This is a genomic window from Flagellimonas iocasae, from assembly GCF_042682725.1.
Taxonomy (GTDB): Bacteria; Bacteroidota; Bacteroidia; order Flavobacteriales; family Flavobacteriaceae; genus Flagellimonas; species Flagellimonas iocasae.
The window spans coordinates 1,039,921-1,062,794 of record NZ_JBHUHU010000001.1; the positions used below are offsets into that span (position 1 = coordinate 1,039,921).

At 42.2% G+C, this 22,874-nt stretch carries 15 protein-coding genes; 3 read left to right on the forward strand and 12 right to left on the reverse strand.

Translation table 11 applies throughout. From position 1 onward, the window contains the following. Positions 1 to 3 precede the first annotated feature (3 nt). Positions 4 to 2,955 carry a SusC/RagA family TonB-linked outer membrane protein gene (locus ACFSJE_RS04590; RefSeq protein ID WP_379829804.1) on the reverse strand — a complete coding sequence of 984 codons (2,952 nt, stop codon included), beginning with the start codon at positions 2,953 to 2,955 and terminating at the stop codon, positions 4 to 6. Between the two features lie 171 nt (positions 2,956 to 3,126). Here ACFSJE_RS04590 and ACFSJE_RS04595 point away from each other — a divergent pair, with 171 nt between their 5' ends. Both ACFSJE_RS04595 and ACFSJE_RS04600 read left to right on the forward strand, forming a co-directional pair. Beyond that, the gene (locus tag ACFSJE_RS04595; protein WP_379829805.1) at positions 3,127 to 3,864 is read left to right on the forward strand and encodes an NUDIX hydrolase; all 738 of its coding nucleotides are present in this window, start codon (positions 3,127 to 3,129) and stop codon (positions 3,862 to 3,864) included. Between the two features lie 298 nt (positions 3,865 to 4,162). After that, the gene (locus ACFSJE_RS04600; protein WP_379829806.1) at positions 4,163 to 6,175 is read left to right on the forward strand and encodes a beta-L-arabinofuranosidase domain-containing protein; all 2,013 of its coding nucleotides are present in this window, start codon (positions 4,163 to 4,165) and stop codon (positions 6,173 to 6,175) included. An 85-nt stretch (positions 6,176 to 6,260) separates the two neighbouring features. Here ACFSJE_RS04600 and ACFSJE_RS04605 read toward each other — a convergent pair whose 3' ends face one another. The 5 genes from ACFSJE_RS04605 to ACFSJE_RS04625 form a co-directional block, all read right to left on the reverse strand. Then, entirely contained in the window at positions 6,261 to 7,865 is a 1,605-nt protein-coding gene (locus tag ACFSJE_RS04605; RefSeq protein ID WP_379829807.1) for a UxaA family hydrolase, read from the reverse strand. 1 nt (position 7,866) lies between these two features. Further along, the gene (locus ACFSJE_RS04610; RefSeq protein ID WP_379829808.1) at positions 7,867 to 9,315 is read right to left on the reverse strand and encodes a tagaturonate reductase; all 1,449 of its coding nucleotides are present in this window, start codon (positions 9,313 to 9,315) and stop codon (positions 7,867 to 7,869) included. Then, positions 9,312 to 9,590 (reverse strand): hypothetical protein, encoded by a 279-nt coding sequence (locus ACFSJE_RS04615; RefSeq protein ID WP_379829809.1) that lies wholly within the window; start codon positions 9,588 to 9,590, stop codon positions 9,312 to 9,314. Before ACFSJE_RS04615 ends, ACFSJE_RS04610 begins: the two co-directional genes overlap by 4 nt. After that, positions 9,550 to 11,121, reverse strand: coding sequence for a glycoside hydrolase family 2 protein (locus ACFSJE_RS04620; RefSeq protein WP_379829810.1), 1,572 nt, complete (start codon positions 11,119 to 11,121; stop codon positions 9,550 to 9,552). The genes ACFSJE_RS04615 and ACFSJE_RS04620 overlap by 41 nt, the downstream gene beginning before the upstream one ends. 336 nt (positions 11,122 to 11,457) lie before the next feature. Then, on the reverse strand, positions 11,458 to 12,066 hold the full coding sequence (locus ACFSJE_RS04625) for a superoxide dismutase (RefSeq protein ID WP_379829811.1): 609 nt from the start codon (positions 12,064 to 12,066) through the stop codon (positions 11,458 to 11,460). Positions 12,067 to 12,152: 86 nt separating this feature from the next. On the opposite strand from ACFSJE_RS04625, the gene ACFSJE_RS04630 reads away from it, so the two are divergent. Beyond that, positions 12,153 to 12,785 carry a helix-turn-helix transcriptional regulator gene (locus ACFSJE_RS04630; protein ID WP_379829812.1) on the forward strand — a complete coding sequence of 211 codons (633 nt, stop codon included), beginning with the start codon at positions 12,153 to 12,155 and terminating at the stop codon, positions 12,783 to 12,785. 49 nt (positions 12,786 to 12,834) lie between these two features. Here ACFSJE_RS04630 and ACFSJE_RS04635 read toward each other — a convergent pair whose 3' ends face one another. From ACFSJE_RS04635 to ACFSJE_RS04660, 6 genes are all read right to left on the reverse strand, one after another. Beyond that, entirely contained in the window at positions 12,835 to 13,404 is a 570-nt protein-coding gene (locus ACFSJE_RS04635) for a YceI family protein (RefSeq protein WP_379829813.1), read from the reverse strand. A gap of 111 nt (positions 13,405 to 13,515) precedes the next feature. Continuing rightward, positions 13,516 to 14,451, reverse strand: a complete 936-nt coding sequence (locus ACFSJE_RS04640; RefSeq protein WP_379829814.1) for a TolB-like translocation protein — start codon at positions 14,449 to 14,451, stop codon at positions 13,516 to 13,518. A gap of 47 nt (positions 14,452 to 14,498) precedes the next feature. Further along, the gene (locus ACFSJE_RS04645; RefSeq protein ID WP_379829815.1) at positions 14,499 to 16,847 is read right to left on the reverse strand and encodes a family 78 glycoside hydrolase catalytic domain; all 2,349 of its coding nucleotides are present in this window, start codon (positions 16,845 to 16,847) and stop codon (positions 14,499 to 14,501) included. A gap of 37 nt (positions 16,848 to 16,884) precedes the next feature. Next, on the reverse strand, positions 16,885 to 18,555 hold the full coding sequence (locus ACFSJE_RS04650) for a carboxylesterase/lipase family protein (RefSeq protein WP_379829816.1): 1,671 nt from the start codon (positions 18,553 to 18,555) through the stop codon (positions 16,885 to 16,887). 22 nt (positions 18,556 to 18,577) lie between these two features. Next, positions 18,578 to 19,474, reverse strand: a complete 897-nt coding sequence (locus tag ACFSJE_RS04655; RefSeq protein WP_379829817.1) for an alpha/beta hydrolase — start codon at positions 19,472 to 19,474, stop codon at positions 18,578 to 18,580. Between the two features lie 65 nt (positions 19,475 to 19,539). Further along, positions 19,540 to 22,854 (reverse strand): glycosyl hydrolase, encoded by a 3,315-nt coding sequence (locus tag ACFSJE_RS04660; protein WP_379829818.1) that lies wholly within the window; start codon positions 22,852 to 22,854, stop codon positions 19,540 to 19,542. Positions 22,855 to 22,874: the final 20 nt, after the last annotated feature.

The following is a 22,874-nucleotide window of genomic DNA, read 5'->3' on the forward strand; positions in this document are numbered from 1 at the left end:
TTTTTAGAATGTTACGTTTAGACCTAAACTAACGGTACGGGTCCTGAAATAAGAGCTACGGTCGTCAATTCCAGGAGCAAGTGGGTCACCGAAAAAGTCATAGTGTACCTCTGGATCCACCCCGGTATACCCGGTTATCACAAATAGGTTCTGGCCTGAAGCATAGACCCTAAAGTCCTTGATCAAGTCTGTTTTCAAATCGATGTTATACCCTAAGGTAATGTTATCCAATTTGAAGAAATCAGCCTTCTCAACATAATAACTATTCCAGTTCTCACCTTCGGACAATTCTGGTAGATAGTATTTTGTACGAACAACGTTATAGTTGTTGGAAGCTCTTGGAGATTCATAATAAGCTCTGTTGATGTTCACCAAACTGTGACCAAATGCACCTCTTAAAGTAGCACTCAAATCAAAGTTTTTATAACGGAACGTATTGCTCCACGCTAATTCAAAATCTGGAAGTCCATTTCCAACAACCACAGCATCATCCTCAAGGGTAATCACCCCGTCACCATTTTGATCGGTGATAATACGTGTTCCGTCTTCGGCAAGTCCTTCAAATATTGGAGCAATGATTTCACCAATAGGTTCACCTTCTTCCAATTTAATAGGGGTAACACCATTCAATCCTGGAGGTCCTAAATTTCCTCTAAATGTCTTTTCTGTTTCTCCATTCAAGGTAACCAACTCGGTATTAAATGTTGAGAACGTTACTCCTGTAGTATAGTTCACATCCCTAGTCTGCACCAAGGCAGCGTTCAATGCAATCTCCAAACCATTGGATTTCAACTCTCCAATGTTACGGAGCGTCCTGTCAAAAAAGTTAGGTGGTACGGCAACATTGATGAACTGCAATACGTCTGAAGTATTTCTGGTGTACCAATCGATAGATCCGTACAATCTTGAGTTCAATACTCCGAAATCCAAACCAATGTTGGTCTCTGCTTTTTCTTCCCATTTTAAATCTGGGTTTGGGTTGGATGCAAAGTTAACCCCTTGTAAGTATCGGCTATTGTTAAAGAATACCCTTGAACCTCTTGTTAAACGGGTTCTATACTCGTAATTCTGGGTTGGAAGGTTACCGGTAACCCCGTAACCTGCACGAAGCTTAAGGCTACTAAAAGGGGTGTCAAACAACTGAGCGATATCCAAACCACCACTTACCGCATAAAAATTACCCCATTGCTCGTTGGTACCAAACTTGGATGAACCTTCACGTCTGTAGGATGCACTCACAAAATATTTGTCATCCCAGTTAAACATGGCCCTTCCAAAGTAAGAAATCAATCGGGATTCTTCCTTTTGACTATTCAACCCTACCAAGGCATCATTACCTGTAGCGGAACCCAAACCAAGCTCCAAGGCATTGTACAACAAATCATCAGTAATGAAGTTTGTGTTAAATGCATTGAAATTTGTGAATGTAAATTCCTGCCATGAATATCCTCCTAATAGGGTGAATTTAAGATCGCCAAAATATTTTTCGTAGTTGGCTGTCAACTCGAAAAGTTCGTTCTCACGATCTTCAGCTTCCTTTCGAGCCCTACCACCTTGTCCAGCTGCGGAAGAAAACCGCATTTTGGAACCGTAATATTGCGACCGTTGATCACTTTCGTGCTGCAAAGAATAGAAAGCGGCAACATTAAGATTGTCTGTTAGCTTATAATCCGCTTTAACCGTACCCAAGAGTGTTGAGAAAATTCCATCATCAGTGGTTTCTTGAGTAATGGCATAAGGGTTGTGATACTCAGGCGTATTGGGCTCCCAATAGCCATTAGCCGGGTCATTGTCTATGTAAACTGGCGCAGTTGGGTCAGCAATAATGGCAAAACGTTGCGCCTCATAAGGCATGAAGGTTGCCTTTCTCTTTGTTAAGGTACCATTGAAAGTCAAGGTCAACTTATCATTCAATGCACGTTGCGTCAAATTGAATCTCAAGTTGAATTGATCGAACCCACTGCCAAGAGATACACCTTCTACATCCCTGTAGTTTACGGAAGCTCTGTAATTTCCGTTTTTCATACCATTTGAAACGGCAAGGTTATGAACGTTAGTTACCCCTGTGCGGGTTACCAAATCCAACCAATCCGTTTCATAGCCATTGTCGATACCGCCAGCTTCTATATATTGTGCAGGCGTAGAGTTCTCAACGAATTTAGCCACACTTTCCATAGATATATAGGTATTGTACTCCACACGCGAGTTGTCAACTCCTCTAGTTTTCTTGGTAGTTACCAAAATTACCCCGGAAGCACCCCGTGTACCATAGATAGCGGCTGCAGAACCATCCTTCAAAACTTCGATGGATTCAATGTCGTTGGGGTCGATACTCTGTAGAGAACCTCCCAGTACTCCATCAATGACCACCAAAGGTTGAGAGTTGGCACCAAACGTGGATAATCCCCTCAATCGGATGTTAAATCCTCCGTTGGGGTCATTCCCTGGTCTGGCAATGGATAAACCTGCCACTTTACCTTGAAGCAACTCTGCCGGGTTGTTGATGTTTCCTTTGTTAAAATCCTTGGTGTCAACACTGGCGACAGCACTGGTAATCTCGCGACGTTCGACGGTACCATAACCAATTCCTGTGATGGTCACCTCATCCAATTGGGTAAAATCTTCCGTCAACGAAACGTCAATCGTTGTTTGGCCTCCTACCGTAATTTCCTGCGATTTAAATCCTACATAGGAAAACACAAGAACATCTTGGCTATCAACATTGAGTTGATAAAGACCATCAAAATCGGTAACTGTTCCCACGCTCTTTCCCTTTACAATGACATTTGCACCGGGAATGGGCGAGCCCGTAGCGGCATCCGTTACGGTACCGGAAACTGTTTTTCCATCTTGGGCATGCACTTGTACACCCAATAGAAATGTGAAAATTGCCAATAACCAAAGACTCTTGGGCACTCGCAACATCACACATGATAGTTGTTTGTTTTTCAGCATTTTGTTTAGTTTACGTTAAATAAGTGTGCGTTTTACACATGCAAGGAAGTGAATTAAATTGGAATTTGCAAATATTTCGTTAAAAAAATGTACATTTAACACTTAACAGGTATTCTATTTATCGCTCCCAAAAATTTTTAAGTAATATTTTTACATTTTGACCTATAGTACATGAAAGTATCCAAAGCCCCTAAAATAGCCACGTCAGACACTATGCCCCTCAATTATTACCAAAAGGAGGACCAGGTTTTACTTGCGGTGGATTGTATCATTTTTGGGTTTCATAAAAAGAGTTTAAAAGTGTTGCTCATCAAACGTAACTTTCAACCTGAAAAAGGAAAATGGTCTCTAATTGGTGGATTTCTTAAAAGAAATGAACAGCTGGACCAAGCTGCAGAAAGGGTCCTGAGTACATTGACCGGGCTAAATAATATATATATGGAACAACTCTACACCTATAGTAAGGTGGATAGGGATCCCGGGCAACGAACTATCTCGGTTGCCTACTATGCTTTAATCAATGTCAGTTCCTATCAATATGACGGTATTCATATTGAATCTGCCCAGTGGTTCGATCTAGAAGAAGCACCTCCTTTAATTTTTGACCATAATGAAATGATTGAGCGAGCAATGGCACGACTCAGAAGAAAGGCAATGACCAAACCTATTGGTTTTGAATTGCTCCCCGAAAAATTCACCATGCGAAAGCTTCAAAACCTATACGAGTCCATTCTGAACAAAAAATTGGACAAGCGCAATTTTGTAAATAAGATTATTTCGCTGGATGTTTTGATCAAACTCAATGAAAAAGACATGACGACATCCCGAAGAGGTGCCTTTCTCTATGTGTTTGACAAAGAGAAGTACGAGAAAAAAGTAGAGGAAGAAGGGTTTATTTTTAAAATTTGACTATTCCCACATCACCCCCATTTAAATAATTCCTTCTCAATCCTTCCACAATTCATAAGCTTATTTAACCCAACTATTTGGTTTACACCAAAATCTTTTGTTATTTTATAAATGTGAAAAACACACATGTAAAAAGGAATGCAAGAAAAACACTTTATCCAAGACTCTGAATTTAGGTCAAGTCAAGCAACATAAAAGCATCATCCCTTTCGAATTCATAACACCTCAAAAGAACGCCAGCCACTTTTGTTCCTTTAAAGCTGATTGGATTCTTCAATTAAATTAAATATCAAATAACATGAAAACTAACAAACTCTTCACCCTTTTATTCTTGACATCGCTATTGCTGTCGACCTTGGCATACGCCCAAAACCAAAATAAGATTGGCTTTTTGGAAAAACCTGTTCCAATTGCCTCCGTAAATGATATTGAAGGCTTCTTTGGTGACCGAATTGCATTGAATCGAGATGTCTATCTTAAGGATTTTCCTATTGATGAATATGTAGATTTTGTTGTGTCCAGACAGCATACGGAATGGAATTGGACGAAAGCTGAGCAACATGGCAAATGGGTGGAATCAGCTTATTTGTCCGCAATCCAAAGTGGAGACGAAGAATTGCTGGCCAAAGCAAAAGCTGTGCTAAAACGTATTATAGATTCGCAAGAGGAAGAAGGCTATGTTGGTGCTACCGCAAAGTCTTTCCGGACTCCTGAGCGACCTGTTCGAGGGATGGATGCCTACGAGCTTTATTTTGTGTTCCATGCATTTCTTACGGTGTATGAAGAAACAAACAATCAGGAGGCATTGACCGCCGCCGAAAAATTGGCTGACTATTATTTAAAGTATTTCGGTCCAGGAAAACTTGAATTTTGGCCATCAGACCTTCGATATCCAGAAAACAAGGGCAAAGAGGTTAAAGGAACCTCAGAATTTGCCGGTCACAGTGTACACTATTCCTGGGAAGGAACCTTGCTATGTGACCCAATTGCACGACTTTACGAACTTACAGGGAAAAAGAAGTATCTGGACTGGAGCCAATGGCTTGTCAATAATATTGATAAATGGAGTGGCTGGGATGCGTTCTCCCGATTGGATTCCGTTGCAGATGGAACGTTAGGGGTGGATAAGTTGCAACCATACGTTCATTCCCATACCTTCCACATGAACTTTATGGGTTTTCTCCGATTATATCAGATTACTGGAGATAAATCACTCCTTAGAAAGGTGGCTGGCGCATGGGATGATATCCGAGAACGTCAAATGTTCATTACCGGAGGGGTCAGCGTTGGGGAACACTACGAATACGATTATGTAAAACCGCTTTCAGGAAATGTTGTTGAAACTTGCGCCACCATGTCTTGGATGCAACTGACCCAGTTGTTATTGCAATTAACAGGAGACACCAAATATGGAGACGCTATTGAACGTCTTATGATCAACCACGTATTTGCTGCACAGGATTGCCAAGGAGGGGTATGCCGTTACCACACTGCACCCAACGGGGATAAACCCAGTGGTCATGATGGGTTTTTTCATGGACCGGATTGTTGTACGGCAAGTGGGCACCGAATCATTTCCTTACTGCCAACATTCCTTTATGCCGAAAAGGGTGGTGAGTTTTTCATCAATCAATATATCCCTTCCAGTTATGCTGGCGACCAGTTCAGTTTTGATGTAGCGGGCAATTATCCCGAAACGGAAAACTTCAGCATAAACTTCACTGCCGGAAAAAATGTACACAAGACCATCAATCTAAGGATTCCTTCTTGGTGTTCCTCTCCCAAAGTAAGTGTCAATGGAGAGTCTGTTGTCAATGTTACCTCTGGCAGCTATTTGACATTAAAGGGGAAATGGTCACAAGGAGATAAAATCGACATTAGTTTTCCTATGGAAACCCAATGGGTAAAACGTGAAAATCATAGCGATTATGTTACTTCTCTACTACCTGGTGGAGAGATTATGTACAAAGAGGAACCGACTGACAAAACTCCTTATGCTTTTATCCGTGGCCCAATCGTATATTCTCTTGACATGGTTTGGAACAAGCAGATACATAATGATGATGTGGATATAGATGGCGATATCCGGATTGATACAACTGTAGAACCCATCCAAATTGACAAACCCTACGAAAATATTCTAGGTCCTGTTTATAAAACCAAAGCACTTTATAAAGGAAGTGAGACCGATGTGGTTCTGACCCCGTTCACCAATATTGGACAATGGTACCGGCCCGATGAACCGAAACCCGTTCGAGAAGCGGATGCTTTCACCTATGGCATTTGGCTTTTTAATGAAGGTACCAAGTAAGCATCAACAATAACATTTAGTGGCATACCCTGAGGTTTTCTTTGTTAGCAAGAGAACTAAAGGGTATGCTGCTTTTTAAGATAGTCTACAGTGAAACCCCACGTTTCCATGGAATAAAATCATCTTGATTTAGATTCATCGCCTTAACGGTTTTAACACCGCTTGCCACATCAATTATGAATTCCAGAAGTTCCTCCCCAGCTTGTTGGATTGATTTTTCCCCTCGGATAATAGGGCCGGCATCAAAATCGATGATGTCGGGCATTCGTTGTGCCAATTCGGAATTTGACGAAATTTTCAACACCGGAACCACCGGATTCCCGGTTGGTGTACCCAAGCCCGTAGTGAACAATATAATATTAGCCCCTGCTCCCGCCATTGCGGTGGTACTCTCCACATCGTTGCCAGGGGTACATAGGAGGTTCAACCCCTTCTTTGAAATGTACTCTCCGTAATCCAACACATCTTCTACGGGAGAAGTCCCGCCTTTTTTTGCTGCTCCCGCTGACTTCATGGCATCGGTAATCAACCCATCTTTAATGTTCCCGGGAGAAGGGTTCATATCAAATCCAGAACCTGCTTCCACTACAGATTTTTCAAAAGAGTTCATTAAGTCCAAAAACCTATGGGCCTCATGGTCACTCACACATCGGTTTACCAATTCTTGTTCCACTCCACACAATTCAGGAAATTCAGAAAGAACCGCTGTACCTTCCAAAGCAACCAGTAGGTCGGACACATATCCAAGTGCTGGATTGGCCGAAATTCCAGAAAATCCATCTGAGCCTCCACATTCCAGACCTATTCGCAGCGTTGATAATGGTACTGGGGTTCGTGCAATGTCATTAGCTTTTTTAAGGGCTTCAAAAGAATCCTTGATGATGATTTTGAGCATTTCATCAACGGTACCCATTTGCTGCTGCTCAAAAATGAGCACTGGCTTTTCATTTTTTGGGTTGAGTTTGTCCAAGGCATCTTTAAATATCTTGACCTGAAGGTTCTGACATCCCAAACTCAGCACAGTACAACCGGCCACATTGGGATTGTTCACGTACCCGGCCAATAATCTGGCCAATGACTCCGAATCCTGCCGTATTCCGCCACAGCCTCCGTGATGCGTGATAAACTTGACTTCAACATTGTCAAAAACCTTTTCTTTGATGGTTTCAGGCTCATTTGTGTCCTTACCACTGATCAAGGAACGTAAAAACAACCGATGGTCACTTGTTTTTTGATTGAGCAATTCCTTTTCAAAAACTTCTTTAAGCACCTCAATATTCCTGTTTTCACAAAAGACCAATGGAAAGAACAACCAAACATTTCGGGTTCCTACCTGGCCATCCTTTCGGTGATAGCCCATGTAAGTCCTATTTTTCCATTTTTCAATATTTGGAGGTATCCAAGAAGTGATACTGGTCTTTTTCTTCACTTTGGCGGTTTCATGCTTCACATTTTCGGTCGTTAGAACCTCGCCTTTGGCTATGGGCCGAGATGCTTTTCCTACCAAAACACCATACATAACAATGGCTTCCCCCACTTTGAAATCCTCAAGAGCAATTTTATGCTTCGCACTCACACTTGAAGTAGGGAAAATGGGTTCACCGTCGCACAAGATAGATTCATGTGCAGCCAAATCCTGAAGGGCCACCGCCATATTATCGGCTTCATGTATTTTTAGCAGTTTTTTCATGTTAGGCCATCACTTTTGATGCATAGTTCCGATATCCTTCTTCTACCCCATGGACTTCAATCTCTTGAAGGACCAGTGCAACAGTTTCCGTTAACTCTGGGATTTTGGTCAAGTCTCTCCCCCAAAAATCGGGATTTTCCAAGATTTTGGATACGGTATCCGTCAATTTGGGTAAATTCCAAGCGGTTTCAAAATACTTCACCACATTTTCGCCATCATTAACCGGAAGTTTTGCACCTGCATAATCCCCTTTGTAAAATCGAATTAAGCAGGCCAAGCTGAATGTCAATCTTTTTGGAAGCTTATCATTTTTTTCAATATACCCCATTAAACTGGGCAGCACCCTTACCTTGAATTTGGAAATTGAATTGAGGGCAATGCTGGACAATTGATGCTGAATGTATGGATTCCGAAAACGGTCAAAAACTGCATATGCAAAATTTTCCAACTCCTTTTTATCCATATCCAAAGTGGGTATGATTTCCTCAAAAACCACTTTTCGAATAAAAGTTCCCGTAAATGTATTTTCGATGGTTTCCCGAACAGTGGTATTGCCAAAAAGTATGGAAAAAGGGACCATCGCGGTATGTGCTCCGTTCAATATCCGCACCTTTCTTGTGCGGTACGGCTGCATATCCTCAATAATCTTGACATCTAAGTCGATGTTGGCAAAAGGCAATTTTTCCTTCAGTGCGGCACCTCCTTCAATAATCCACAAAAAATAGTGCTCTGCCGTAACCATCAATCCATCTTCGTAATCCAGTTGCTCAGCGTAGGATTGAAAATCATCTTTTGGATATCCCGGTACTATCCTATCCACCAAGGTATTGTGAAAGGAATTGGCATCTTTAAGCCATGTGGTAAATTCATTTCCAAGTTCCCATTTTACACTATAGCGGACCAGTATCTCCTTTAGTGTATCTGCATTGTAATTGATAAGTTCACAAGGAATGATGGTCAGTCCTTTCTCAAAATCACCATTGAAATGCTGAAATCGCTCAAATAAAAATCGAACCAATTTTGCTGGAAACGAATTGGGCGGCTCCATCGCAAAGCTGTCGTTTTCGTCAAAAGCAATGCCGGCTTCGGTAGTATTTGAAATGACATATTGAAGGCTTTCCACTTTAGCCAAATCACAGTAGGCACTGAAATCTGCATATGGATTGACCCCTTTTACAATATTTGAAATTAGGTGCTTTTCCTGAACGGGCTTTCCATCCTTGATACCATTTAAAAAGAGCGTATAAAGTCCATCTTGTTGGTCCAGAACATGGACCAAACCTTCTTTTATGGGCTGCACAATGGCAATTCCTGCCTGAAAACCAGTTTCATCATTCAAACGTTGAAAGGAATAATCCACAAAGGCACGAAGAAAGTTGCCCTCTCCAAATTGAACAATTTTAATGGGCAGCTTTTCACCTACGGAAATTGTATTTCTGTCCAACCTCATTTTTTATTGTAGTAGTCCCGTAACACAAAAAAGGCCTTTTTCTTGTACCCTTTTTCTGAAATCAAACCCTTTCTGTTCCACCCATCCTGAACACCCGGCAATTGCCGCAACGGTGATTGAAAATCAACCAAAATCCATGGTGTCATCCCAACAAGACCATCAATTTTATCAAACATGGCCAAGCTTTCTTTGTACAGATATTCCTGAAACTCTTCGCTCCAACGGGTGCGTTTGTCAGCATAAAATCCTTGCAGAGCCCCCCCCTCCAAATTCACTTACAATAATGGGCTTCTCAAAACCTGCTTTAAATGTTTTCCCTCTGGTCTCTTCAGGGGCGCCACCATACCAACCCAAATATTCATTTATGCTGATGATGTCCAATTTATCAATTAATGGATCATTATATGTATACACACTATCTGGATGGCCATCCAATTCTTGATCTTTTTTGATGGCTGCTGAAAGTAAGCGGGTATCATCAAGTGTTCTGATGTAATCGGCCAAATCCCCCAAAAAAGCATTTCGGTCTGGTATGGACGCTGTTTCGTTGGCGATGGACCAAATTATGGAACTGGCCCTGTTATAATCCCTATTGATGAGTTCCTTATACTGCGCCTTTGCCTTTTTGAGCACTTCAGGATTTCCCCATTGGATTCCCCAATACAACGGTAATTCTTCCCATAGTAAAATTCCCATCTTATCGGCTAAGCGAACAATGTTTTCCTGATGCGGATAGTGGGCCAACCGAATAAAATTACACCCCAGTTCCTGCGCCCAGTCCAAAACGAGCTTTGCATCTTCACTAGAATTGGCACGATCTTTACGAAGTGGATTTTCATCATGAAGGCAAATACCCTTTAAAAAAATGGGCTCCCCATTCAGCAGGATTTGTTTTCCCTTTGTTTCAATGGTCCTAAAACCGATTTCATCACTGATTGTATCATCCCCAGCTTGTATGTGCACCTGATAGAGTTTGGGATTTTTGGGCGACCACAATTCCAACCCTTTCACATTTAGGGTAAAACTTGTAGCGTCTTCATTTTTTATGATTATTTCTTGGTCGACTTTTAATTCTGGGATGCTAATACGGGCTTTTGAAGGCAAGGTATTCCCCGTAAATTCCAATTTCCCCTGTATTTGTTTTGTGCTTTTGCCAAGGGTTGATTTATCCAATGCGATGAAATAATTATTGACAAAAGTTTTGGGAACCTCAATCAATTTAACCTCTCGAATAATTCCCCCATGATTGAACCAATCCGTGACCTTGGATGGAATATAATCCGCCTTTCGAGAATTGTTTACACCAACAATGAGAAAATTATCTTTTTCCTTTAGCAAATCGGTGACTTCGTAGGAGAATGGCGTGAATCCCCCTTCATGCTTGCCCAAAACCTCCCCATTGAAGGTGACGGTGGCCATGTAATTTGCAGCCCCAATATTGATGAAGTATCGTTTTCCTTCGGAAATATCGACTTTATCAAAGGTTCGTCTGTACCAAATTGTCCCTTCAAAATAAGAGAGCTCAGGGTGTTGTACGTTCCAACTACCGGGCACCCAAAGGGTTTTTCCACGACTGAAACCGTATTCAACACGGTCAGATTTGTCCTTCGGTACCGCATTTTTGTATACAGGCATTCCTCCCATTCCACCCGTTTCATAGGCATCCACTACATACTCCCATTTACCATCCAGACTGGTGAAGTTGCGGTTTTGGGTATTAGTAATAAATACGTCTTGAGCTTGTGATGTACCACAGAACAGCATCGCAATGAATAAAAATAGCGGGGTAAGCTTCGTAGAGTTCATAAAACTGGATTGGTTAGCAAGGATTCAAAACAATAGTACCACTTTGGACAAACATCCAAAAGAAATAAATCCCATTAAATTTATGGATAAAATGTGAAAACAACACTTTAATTGTCCCATTTCACACAATGATACACTCAACCAAATAGACAAGGAATCATCGGCTGAAAATAGAGTTCGAAAAACTTGGTGGGGGCAACTTTGATATAATCCATCGGAAACTGTAAGACCGTAATTGAGGAAGATTTAAACGGACCGAAGCATGGAAGGTAAAAAAAGAAAAAAGCTAAACCCAGAACAGATGCTGTCTGGATTTAGCTTGCAGTGCAGAAGTCGTTATGATATAGCCGCTAAATAACGTTTCTCCACCGATTTCCAGTCAACAATATTCCAAAAAGCATCAATGTACTCTGGTCTTTTGTTTTGGTAGTTAAGGTAATACGCATGTTCCCAGACATCCAATCCCAAAATCGGGGTGCCTTGGTCCGGTGCCGTATCCATTAAAGGATTGTCTTGGTTTGGGGTGGAAGTAACTTTTAAATCGCCATCTCCATCTACAATCAACCAAGCCCATCCGGAGCCAAATCTAGTGGCTGCTGCATTGGAAAAAGCAGTTTTCAACGCATCCAAAGAACCAAAGTCACTTTCGATGGCTTCAGACAATTTTGCAGGGATTTCGGAACCATTGGGTGTTAAAATAGTCCAGAACAAACTGTGGTTGTAGTGTCCGCCACCATTGTTTCTTATACCTCCTGACAGTTTAGAAATCTTGCCAAACAAGCTCTCCAAATCAGCATCTTCCAAGTTGGCCTCCTGCAGGGCATCGTTTAATTTATTCACATACCCTTGATGATGTTTTGTATGGTGAATCTCCATGGTTGTGGCATCAATATAGGGTGATAATGCATCGTAACTGTACGGTAATTCCGGTAGTTTGTAACTCATAATATGTAGATTTGATTAAATGATTTTTAAATACAGTACAAAGATAGTACATTTGTATAATAAACCAAATATTTACTTTGTTTATTATGAATAATAATATTCAAGAAAACGAGAAAGCCATTTGGATACTGAAGAATGAAGGTGAAAAAACCTTGAAGGATTTGGCTCAGCAACTTGGTGTTACCACTGAAGGAGCCCGTTTTCAGCTTTTGAAACTATCCAATGAAGGTTATGTAAAGTCCGAGAGTCGCGCTATTGGGCGAGGGCGTCCCCAACAATTTTGGTCGTTGACCCAAAAAGGACATGCCAAGTTCCCAGACTCACACTCAGAACTTACTCTGAGGCTGATCAATAAGATAAAGGAAAATTTGGGTGAGGATACCCTCTCCGAAATTATCAGTTCCACAGGGCAGGATAACTTGGCTAACTATCGCAAATCCATTTTAGAAACTGATTCCTTGGAGACCAAAATCCAAAAACTGGCGCAACTCAGAGAAAAAGAAGGGTATATGGCCTATTTTGAAAAAACGGAGAACGGCGATTTCCTATTGATAGAAAACCACTGCCCCATTTGTGCAGCAGCTACCTTATGCCAAGGATTTTGCTCCACCGAATTGAACACATTTCAATCCATTCTTGGCCCTAATACCAAAGTGGAACGCGTTGACCATATCTTGGCGGGTGCTCGGCGCTGTGCTTACCTCATTCAAGAAAAGTAAAAAGGCCGTACAATTTCTTGCACGGCCTTTATTTCAAAACGTTTGTTGATTACTGCTGCGCCATCTCAAGATTAATGTTCAACTCCACATCATCTCCCAGCGTTGGGGTGTCACTTCCCACTCCAAATTCCAGTCGATTTACAGTGCCTGTAAGTTTTAGACCTGCTTTCAACTTTTGACTACGTTGGTCCGTGATAATACCATTTACTTTACCGGCCAAGGTTACAGGCTTGGTAACTCCATGCATGGTTAAATCTCCTTTGAGGGTAAAGGTTTTATCCCCAGTTTTTTCAAAATTTGTGCTTTTAAAAGACATTACAGGATGCTCCTCCGCTGCAAAAAAGTCTGGACTCTTTAAGTGATTATTTCTGTTTTCGTTATCCGTATCGATGCTTGCCACTTGAATGGTCACATCAAAAGCTGCATTGTTAAAATCATTACCCGCTGTTGCCGTTATATCGAATTCTCCAAAATGGCCTTCCACTTCTGAAATCATTAAGTGGGTAATTGCAAATCCTATTTTTGAATGTGCATTATCCGATTTCCAGGTTGATTGTGCTTGAATAGTTGTTCCTATTAGAACTAGTGCTAGAAAAAATGACAGTTTTCTCATACTCATTACTTGTTTAATTGTGATTGTATAGTTTTACTTGAAATTCTAATTTTAAATGATTTGTGTATAAGCGGTTTGCTGACCGCAATCAAACAAAATACTTTTTTGGTCTGAATCTTACAGCTTGTTCCTCCTCAAATTTTTTACGACTTCCATGCTTACCCAATAAATATTTGAAAATCGGGCATTCACTCCTGAGGAATCTCTTCGGGAAAAGAAAAGAAACCTTTCGTCCGGTGAAATATATGGGCCACTTTCCCAATGAACGGTATTGATTTCATCCCCAAGATTAAAGGCTTCGGACCAATTTCCATCCCCATCCTTAAAAGTCACATACAAGTCTGCCTTTCCATGACCGCCATCACGAACAGAACCAAAAACCATATAATCTTCATTGGGAGAAATCACTGGGTCTCCTGCATCATCCTTATTAAAAGGTCCGTTTACCATATTTTTTGTGAAATGTGAGCCATTGATGGATGCAGATTCAAATATCCTGCCATTCATTTCCAATGAAGGATTTTCAGGGTCAGGCAGATACGTAGTCGCAAAAAACAATGTATTTTTTCTGGATACTGACATAAACCAATCCCGACTATTAGAACTCAGCGAATCCATTTTCTTGGGTTCTGACCAATCGCCATTTTTCATGCGTTTGGAATTCCAAAAGTTGGGCGGATAATCTGCCACAAAATATAAATCTTGGTTATCTGGAGATATCATGGGTTCTCCAATGAACCAAAAATTTTCATACTTGAATTCCTTTACAAATTGAGGCGTATCCAAAACCACACTAGTATCATCTACATTTTTAATTCTCAAAATCCGTTCATAGCGCCAAATGGCTGAATCGGTTTGGGTAAACAAGTGTTCTCGACCATCTGGGCTCATCGTTAAGTTCTGCTGATATCTTCCGTCCACATTGATAATTCCCGCTGCATATAGTTTAGGACTGGGGCCCGGATAATTTTCATCCAAATAGTGGACCTTCCTCTTACATCCAGGAAAAACCATCATCAATCCAAAAATCAACATTATGTACTTGATTTTCATTTTTTAAGATTTCTTGATGGCCTTTCCACTTCCTGAACGTTTACGTCCTACAACCTCAAATTGTTCATTCCAGATTTTAGCGGTGTTGATTGCCCATTCCATACAAATTCACCCGCTATGCCTTCTGGAAGTTCAATGGATGCTTTGAGTTTCTTTCCAGATTTTTCGTAATTGACGGAAATAGCTCCCGCGGGATGCGGCATTTTACCACCAATCTTGTCAATATCACCCAAATGAGGTTCTATTTTAACGGTCTTAAAATTGGGAGAGGCACTTTCTATCCCCAAAAGAATCCTAAAGAATTCAATATTCGGGCTAGAGCCCCACGCATGACAATCAGAACGTGTTGTTTCTACTTGAGAAGTTTCACCCCAAGTGGTCAATCCCAATTCCATATTCTTTCTCCAAACATCCAACCAGTCCAAATACTGATTGCCATAGCCGGCCTCATTCAAGGCTAAATGCAAATAGTAGCTGAAATATATGGACGCTGGTGCCAATGACTCATCCTCCAATAGTGATTTTCCAATGATTTTTTTGGTGTCATCATCCACAATATTAGCCAATATGGCCAAAGAGTTGGAATGCTGGGAATATTTGTCCTTAGCCGGAGTATCCGCAAACAATTGTTTGGATTCATCCCAATATTTTCTTTTGATGGTCTCCGTCAATTGGTCCGCCATTGTGGAATATAGGGTCACAAACTCCGGCTTGCCCATTGCCTTTTCCAATGCAATTCCAGATTGCAATGCATGTAACATTTGAAGGTCCAACGCTGCTGATGAGCCATCTTCGGCCATGGGGGCCATACCAAAGTTCCAAGCTGGCACCCAGTCGGTATAGTTCCAGCCAGGTACATTTTTCAACGAACCGTCATCATCCAAATAGGTTATGAAGTAGTTCAAAACCTGACGTGAACCCATCAATTTTTCCGTGATAAAATCCGTATCGCTGCCATACATCATATAATCGTACAGCATGCTTACATACCAAAGGGAATAGGTTGGAATCACCTGATTTTGTCTATCGGGATACCTACTGAGCGTATAGCCATCGGGTTGTCTTGAATAATCCAATAGGTTGATGGCATTTTTGATCAAACGGTCATCACCACTGTTATAAAATGACACGAAATGTTGGATTCGCGTATCGCCAACATACTGCAATCGCTCGTAATATGGGCAATCCATATAGGTATCCACAGCACAAAGGCGGGCGGTTCTCCAGCCAATTTCCATCATATCGGATAGCTCTTTTCTATCGGAAATAAGGTTGGCTTTCATCTGGAAAGGATATCCAGTGAACGTCCCATAAATATCAGTGATGGTCAAAGGTTCATTCTTGGTGTTCACCTCAACCTCCACATACCGATACGTTCTGTAGGTCAGCGAAGTGTACTCTTGATTTTCGGTTCCGTTGGAAATGATACTATCCCTTCTCCCAATCATGGTTTTACCATCAATCACATTCCGATTACCTTTGGCGCCTTCGCTATCATAAAGTCCTTCCGCATATTGAACTGTAATAACACTATTCTTGCCTCCACTGAACAAAACACTGAGATACGCATTGGTCAAGTGTTCTTGATCCAACAAAATTTTCGCTATGGAATTGGCATCAATCTTTATGGAAGCTGGCTTTTCCGGAAAAGAGGATGGCACCTTTACCCCTTCTGATTTTCGAACACTGACCAAACGTTCCTTGGTCAATTCCATTTCAGGTAAAATTGAAGGAACCAAGTTCCACCCATCCTGCTGTCTGAATCCAAAACCTTGGGCCACGGCTTCAAAAACCGTATCCGCAGTATTCCATGAGCTATCATCAAAATCTTGATTTTTCCAATTACTTATGGCTTTGTTAAAATCTATGAAATCTCCAGCTCCTGCCGCATAATACCCTCTCACTTCTTGTTTTAGGGGCGTATAGCTTTTATCTTCGACTACTTTCCAACTTTTATTGGTGTCAACCACTTTTGCAGTATCACTTTCACCCTGCACTATCAATGCAGTCTTAAAAGAGAATTGTGCCACGGCGCGCAAATCAGCCTCATTCCAAACTTTGACAGCCAAGGTGTTTTTACCCTGTTTCAAATGGGAAGCAATATCAACAGTTTGGTAATTCCAATGTTTGATGTCGCCCCAATTAGGTCCAACGGAAGCCAATGTCCCATTCACAAAAAGTTTATACCTGTTATCGGCAGAAATACGGATTTTGAATTCACTTGGTACAGCATCCAACGAAAAGGACTTACGAAAAAGATACATCCCGGCCGCTTCGGCATCAGCATCTCCCAAAGTAATCCAAGTTGCGGTCCACTCGGGTTCGGCATTGGGGTTACGCTGTCCTATCAAGGATAAGCTTGAAAATAAAATCAGTAGTGTTAGAAAGTTTCTCATGGTATTTGTAATAGCTTAGAAAATTTATCAATGGTATTTATGGCAATCGTCCTATTTCCCGCCACATCGCCAATTCTTTCGAAAATCGGTCCTCAATCACTTTGCATTCTGTATCGATGCGCATGGTTGGCCTTGTTTCCAGAGCATAGGCGGGCCAGTTGGGCAAATCTGTGGCATGCGGTACCCCTGTTTTGGCAAAACCTGTCCAATACGCTGCCATATTGTGGGAAGCAATGAAACGCTCAGGCCGCCCCCCTCCAAAAAAACTGGGTTGGTCAGGCTCTCCATTCTTGGGTGGTTGCTCGTTATTAAATTTAAAGGAAATATCCATGGCATGGGGGGTTCCCATAGGATAATCCGTTCCAGGTATGAGTTTTTCAGATTTATACCCAAAGTTGTAGAGGTACACTGGTGCCCCACCTTGAACGGTTTTTCTTTGGGCGATTTCAATAGAACCCAATCCCATCATCACAATAGATGATACGGCCACAAAAATATCTGCTGGGGATGCATCAGGTCGTGCATTTTTATACGTTTCAATCACTTTTGAGGTATCCGCACCAAACTGAGGTTCCAATCGAGCTTTTAATCCTTCAAAATCGAGAGTTGCAAACTCGGTATCCTTTCGCTCCCAGGCAAAAAAGGTGTATTCGTCCTCATTCCAACCTACCATCAACGGTTTATCTTTTGAAATAGCAGGTGCTATAGGGTCAAACGGATGGTTGGGCAATGCGTTACCATCTACCACGGGACCAAAGCCACCAACTGCCGGTTCGGTTATACCTCCGGTATTTTTCTTTTGCTGAAAGGGCGGTACAAATGGAATCTTGGCTTGTACCTTCAGAATTTCATCCGTGGGAATCTCCAAAAGTTTATCCCACGTTTTTGTGGTCAATCCAAATTCTTTGAGGACCAATTCCGTATTTCTGGAGGCCATATCCTTGGTCAACATACGAACCCCAGGGCCACTTTCTATTGAAGCCTTGTTGAAATAGGGTGCTGCCTCGGGCATAGCATAGAGACAGGATGTTTTTGCACCACCTCCGGATTCACCAAAAATCATGACATTATCCGGGTCTCCCCCGAAGACGTGAATATTTTCCTTCACCCATTTTAAGCCTTCTGTGATGTCTAGAAGCCCCATATTTCCTGAACCTGTATAATCAGGTCCTGCCACCTCGTCCAGATACATAAACCCAAGCATACCCAAACGGTGATTCGTCTCCACGACAACCACATCAAAGTACCGAGCCAAATTGGCCCCATCTTGACCGGCGGAACCTCCAGAACCAATGACAAATCCACCACCATGACTGTAGAACATCACTGGTCGTTTTTTATCGTCATTGGCGGGTGTCCAAACGTTCAAGAATAGACAATCTTCCGCGGGTGCAGGTTCGTTTCGTCGTGGCGCTTGAATGGCAGGTGGGCCCAATTCGAACGTATCACGTATCCCGGTCCATGGTTCCAACGGTCCTGGTCTACGAAACCTTCGGTCTCCTGAAACCTTCCCGGCATACGGAATGCCTTTGAATATATTTACCCCGGCAGACCGCATTCCTTTAATCTTTCCTTTGGAGATTTCTGCTTCAACCCATTCTTCAGGAATATCCCAGCCTTTATATCCAAAAGGCATCATTGTACCTGGAAGGAACATCAAAGCTGATGATGCGCCCACGGTTTTCATAAAACTTCTTCTTGTATTCATTAAACGTATTCTTATTTAATCGTTATGACTTGTATGTTATCCATCCATGCGAGTCGAGCCATTCTCCGAAAGCATCAATCCATTTATCTGAAGGAAGGTCCTGTTTTCGCATTCCAAACCCGTGTCCACCCTTTTCATAAATATGCATTTCAACAGGCTCTCCTGCTTTGTTCCATTGATTGTACAACTGTGTACTCAATGTTTGAAAACCAAAAACATCATCCGAGGTGACCGCTATAAACATAGGCATGGGTTGTTCGGGCATATGGGAAGTATCAACCACTTGAAGGGCAGGGTAAATATTGGCTACAAAATCGGGTCTATTGGTCGGGTTTGTAAATTTAAATGCTGCTGCTCCGCTCAAGGCTCCCCCTGCTGAAAAACCAATGATGCCAATCTGATCAGGCTTCACTCCAAACTCTTGGGCATGTTGTCTAACGTAGGTAATTGCTGCAAATCCGTCTGCTTTGGCCAATTCAATAATGGGTTTGATTTCTTGATCCATTTTATCGGCTCCCTCTTGTACCTTTTTCATAAATTCTGCCTGAGGGTTACCATGGGTTGGAACCAACCTATATTTTAAAACAAAGGCAGCGATTCCATTTTCGACACACCAATCCGCAACTTTTGTCCCACCGTTCGTCATACTCAGCATGTGAAAACCGCCACCTGGAGCTATGATCAAGGCTGTACCATTGGCTTTTTCTGCTGATGGTCTATAGACTGTAATGCTGGGTGTTGAAACATTGGCCACTACTACATTGTTTGGATCCGGGGTATCCACTATTTCCTCGGGCCGGGTCCATTGCCATCCCTCAGGGGCCGTTATGCTTTCCAGTTGAATGACCTCCTGCGCATTAATACATTGAACCATAAATAGTGCAAAGGGTATGGTGAATTCAATTATTCTGTTTTTCATATTTTTTCTGATAAAGAAACTTTGCCATTTTGTACTGATTTTTTGATATTCAATTTACGCCATGGTCAATTTTGTAGCAAGATTTTTACCTCGCCTAACAAACCGGAAGGAAGCAAAGGTTCATTCCCCTGATAAAAAGGCATGGTGGTATAGGTTATTTTTTCTTGAACCTCTGGTTGTGCATCCCGAATCAAGCGGTTGGCCCAGACATTGGTCACATTAATTTTCAGTGTATTTTCACCGGTCTTGATTACATCCGTGATATCAGTGGTGAAAGGTGTCTTCCAAAGCACTCCAAGGTTTTTATCATTCACGGTCACTTCTGCAACATCCTTTACCTCGCCTAAATCGAGTATAACTTTACCCGATGTGGGAACCTCATCCATGGTGACGGTATTGGTATAAGTAGCCGTGCCAGAGAAAAATTTGATTCCATCGTCCTTATTTACAGTCCATGAACCCAATGTTTCAAAAGTGGCCGAGGCAGGTGCTCCCCTATCCTCTTGAAAGGTTACCTCCCAAGGTCCTGCTATGGTTTGGATTTCCGTTTCGGTGGTATTTGGAACGATATGTTCTGTTTCATCAGTATCTTCTTCAAAAACAACAAAAAAGGCTTCCCACGGAGCAAAATCTACAGGAATAATGGTTCGTCCATCCTTGATACTCCATGAAATATCATGGATTTCACCAGTTTGTGGATGCCATATTTTTGGTGCTTTTCCGGAACTTCGGAAGCTCAGTTCAGCATAATTGTTATTATCACTTCGGCTATCCACCCAATATATATCCAAGCCCCCTACATTTCGATGCACAAACAAAACATCAGCTTGTGATTCCAGCACTTGCATGTCTGGAGCAATACCCAATTTGGTCAAAACTGCTTCTGGATATTCCTCAAAAACATTTTCATGGGACCAGATTTGCTCTACCAAGGTCTTGAATTCATTTGGGTCATCTGCCAAACTGGGTGACCGTTCTGGTTTGGTTCCTGTTACTTTTGCACCCGCCTGTACCAATTCGTTCAATCTTTTCAACGTGGGTAAAGTCATGTTTTTAGCACTCTCATGAAGCACCAAAAGACCGTACTCCGTTCCTCCTTGTGAAACTAATTTTCCGTCTTTTACGGATAGGGCATTTTGTAAGGCTGAGGCATTTACAAAATCGTATGAATACCCTGGAATTCTGGGCAATTCTTCATTGAACTCCCAGGTAAGGTTGGCATTCTCACCATAGTATACCAAAGCATCTGCCGTTGCATTTCCTTGTTGTAATAAATAACAGCTCCTGGCCAAATAGGTAATCCAAGCATGGGCTTGTTCTGCCCAAGTTTCCTGCCTCGTAAAATATTGACCAAAAGGACCCAAAGAAAAACCTGGCATTTTATCATCCAGGGGTTGATGCACGGAGGTGTGTATAACAAAGCGATTTAAACCGGAGGCCATTTCAAGATCTGCGGTACGTTTTAATTTTTCTGGTGTGTGAACGAAGGATTTCCCAATGGACGTCATGGACTCGGCCGCCACAAAAGGCTGTCCGTACAAGTGGGCCACCGAGGCTGATTCCCGAATATCCGCTTCACTCCTCACCTCTTCATCGGTACCTCCACCAAAACTGCCCGGGGTCCACATGGCACTCATAGGAATATCCGAATTTCGTTTTACGTCCATTCCATCGGCCAAAAATATACGTCGCCCTTCGTGGGATTCTGTATAGCGTTTCATGCCGCGTTTGTGTAATTCCTCACCAATGACCTCATAATGGTTTTCCACGATCATCTCCCCGATGGTCTTCCGGAAATCCCATAAAAACTTTTCGCTTTCGTCCACACTGTTCACAATTCTACCCGTAAGAACAGGCAACCATTTCAACATAGAATAGCCTCGTCTTTTCATAAATTCCTCCGGAAAGTCGTGGGTCCATGTCATATGACCTGCCTCGTAGCTATCCAAGATGATGGAACGCAATCCGGTCTCGCCAATTTGCCCACCTGTGGCATCCTTATATAGGTCCAAATAATGGTTGATGTATTTCCGGACAGCGTCTTCATCCAATTTATCCACTTCAAGACCAGTGGCTTCTGGTGAAGCTGGGTGATTTTGTCTTCCTGTCAATGAGTATCCCATACGGACAATGACCCATTCTCCGTCGGGAATTTGCCACGTTAAACTACCCGAATCATCCATTTTTTGTGTAAGGTCCACCACATTTTCTGAAGGGATGCTGGCTGCATTTTCTGGCAAATAGGTGGGTGTGTCTTCCCGCCAAGGGCTGAAACCCGCTTTATCTTCAAATTGGTCAATGCGGTCTGTGGTAAACAACTTAAACTCGGCCACCTCAACCCCAGCAGGTTCCGTGGGTGCAGATAGGCCGATCATTGCCATAAAAGGATTAATTGAAGGCGGAAGTGTCTGCCAAGCCATTCTCCAGTATTTTCCTGTGGTAGGCACAAAGGAAATTGTGCTTTGCGGTACCGTAGAACCAGGGATTTCCACTACATCCTTGAACAAAATGCCATCATTACTAACTTGAAGCGTTCTATTGTTTGGGTTCCCTTGAAATTCTCCCAAAGCCGATGTTGAGGCTCCCACAATGGACAATGCCTTGAATGTTTGTGGTGCGTTAAATTCATATTGAAGCCATGCCTCCTCTCCCACTTTCAACGGAGGTAAATAATTGGATTGATGAAGGTTTCCATCCACCAATTCTGTCAAATTGAAGTTTCCCCCAGATGAACTCACATTCGGATTGAGCTCGGTCAATCTCTTTTCACCTTCGGGAACTTTATAGGCAAAAACCTGGGCATCCTCATAATAGGTGGGTCGCTCTCCCATAAATCCTCCCATAACACCACCAGATTCGGTAGGGATATCTTGAAACTTTCCAATGGTATTTGCAGGTTGGGGCAACTCCCCTTCAAAAGTTTTTCCTCCTTGGACCCTTGTTTCGGTCCAAACGTATTTTTTCATTCCGTCCTCCGGGGCTACCCAAGGACCTCCGGTTTCACTCCAACCAGGAGAGCCGGCTATGGTCATTTCCATACCCTTTTCAATGGCGAGGTCGGTCGTGAATTTAAAGGCATCTTTCCAATCGGGTGTCATGAAAACGAGTTTCTTTTCGACAACCTCGGGAGTGGAAAGTCCCGCATCGAAATTATGGAATCCCCCTATTCCTGTCCGTTCCATCCATTCTAAATCCTTTTGTATTCCTTCTTTGGTAACGTTTCCGTTCATCCAATGCCACCAAACTCTTGGTTTTGCTTCATTAGGCGGATTTTGAAAGTTGGAACGCAGTTCCGCAATATCATAGTTGGGTTGCTCCGCTGCATCATTACAAGCAGATAACGTAAGTAATACAAGGGCTAGTAAAAGTGCATTTTTCATGAATTTCGATTTTGTCTCAG

Bases quoted from the DNA above. Each gene is read 5' to 3' on its own strand.
- ACFSJE_RS04590 (WP_379829804.1), bottom strand. From the start codon at position 2,955: ATGCTGAAAAACAAACAACTATCATGTGTGATGTTGCGAGTGCCCAAG.
- ACFSJE_RS04595 (WP_379829805.1), top strand. From the start codon at position 3,127: ATGAAAGTATCCAAAGCCCCTAAAATAGCCACGTCAGACACTATGCCC.
- ACFSJE_RS04600 (WP_379829806.1), top strand. From the start codon at position 4,163: ATGAAAACTAACAAACTCTTCACCCTTTTATTCTTGACATCGCTATTG.
- ACFSJE_RS04605 (WP_379829807.1), bottom strand. From the start codon at position 7,865: ATGAAAAAACTGCTAAAAATACATGAAGCCGATAATATGGCGGTGGCC.
- ACFSJE_RS04610 (WP_379829808.1), bottom strand. From the start codon at position 9,315: ATGAGGTTGGACAGAAATACAATTTCCGTAGGTGAAAAGCTGCCCATT.
- ACFSJE_RS04620 (WP_379829810.1), bottom strand. From the start codon at position 11,121: ATGAACTCTACGAAGCTTACCCCGCTATTTTTATTCATTGCGATGCTG.
- ACFSJE_RS04625 (WP_379829811.1), bottom strand. From the start codon at position 12,066: ATGAGTTACAAACTACCGGAATTACCGTACAGTTACGATGCATTATCA.
- ACFSJE_RS04630 (WP_379829812.1), top strand. From the start codon at position 12,153: ATGAATAATAATATTCAAGAAAACGAGAAAGCCATTTGGATACTGAAG.
- ACFSJE_RS04635 (WP_379829813.1), bottom strand. From the start codon at position 13,404: ATGAGTATGAGAAAACTGTCATTTTTTCTAGCACTAGTTCTAATAGGA.
- ACFSJE_RS04640 (WP_379829814.1), bottom strand. From the start codon at position 14,451: ATGAAAATCAAGTACATAATGTTGATTTTTGGATTGATGATGGTTTTT.
- ACFSJE_RS04645 (WP_379829815.1), bottom strand. From the start codon at position 16,847: ATGAGAAACTTTCTAACACTACTGATTTTATTTTCAAGCTTATCCTTG.
- ACFSJE_RS04650 (WP_379829816.1), bottom strand. From the start codon at position 18,555: ATGAATACAAGAAGAAGTTTTATGAAAACCGTGGGCGCATCATCAGCT.
- ACFSJE_RS04655 (WP_379829817.1), bottom strand. From the start codon at position 19,474: ATGAAAAACAGAATAATTGAATTCACCATACCCTTTGCACTATTTATG.
- ACFSJE_RS04660 (WP_379829818.1), bottom strand. From the start codon at position 22,854: ATGAAAAATGCACTTTTACTAGCCCTTGTATTACTTACGTTATCTGCT.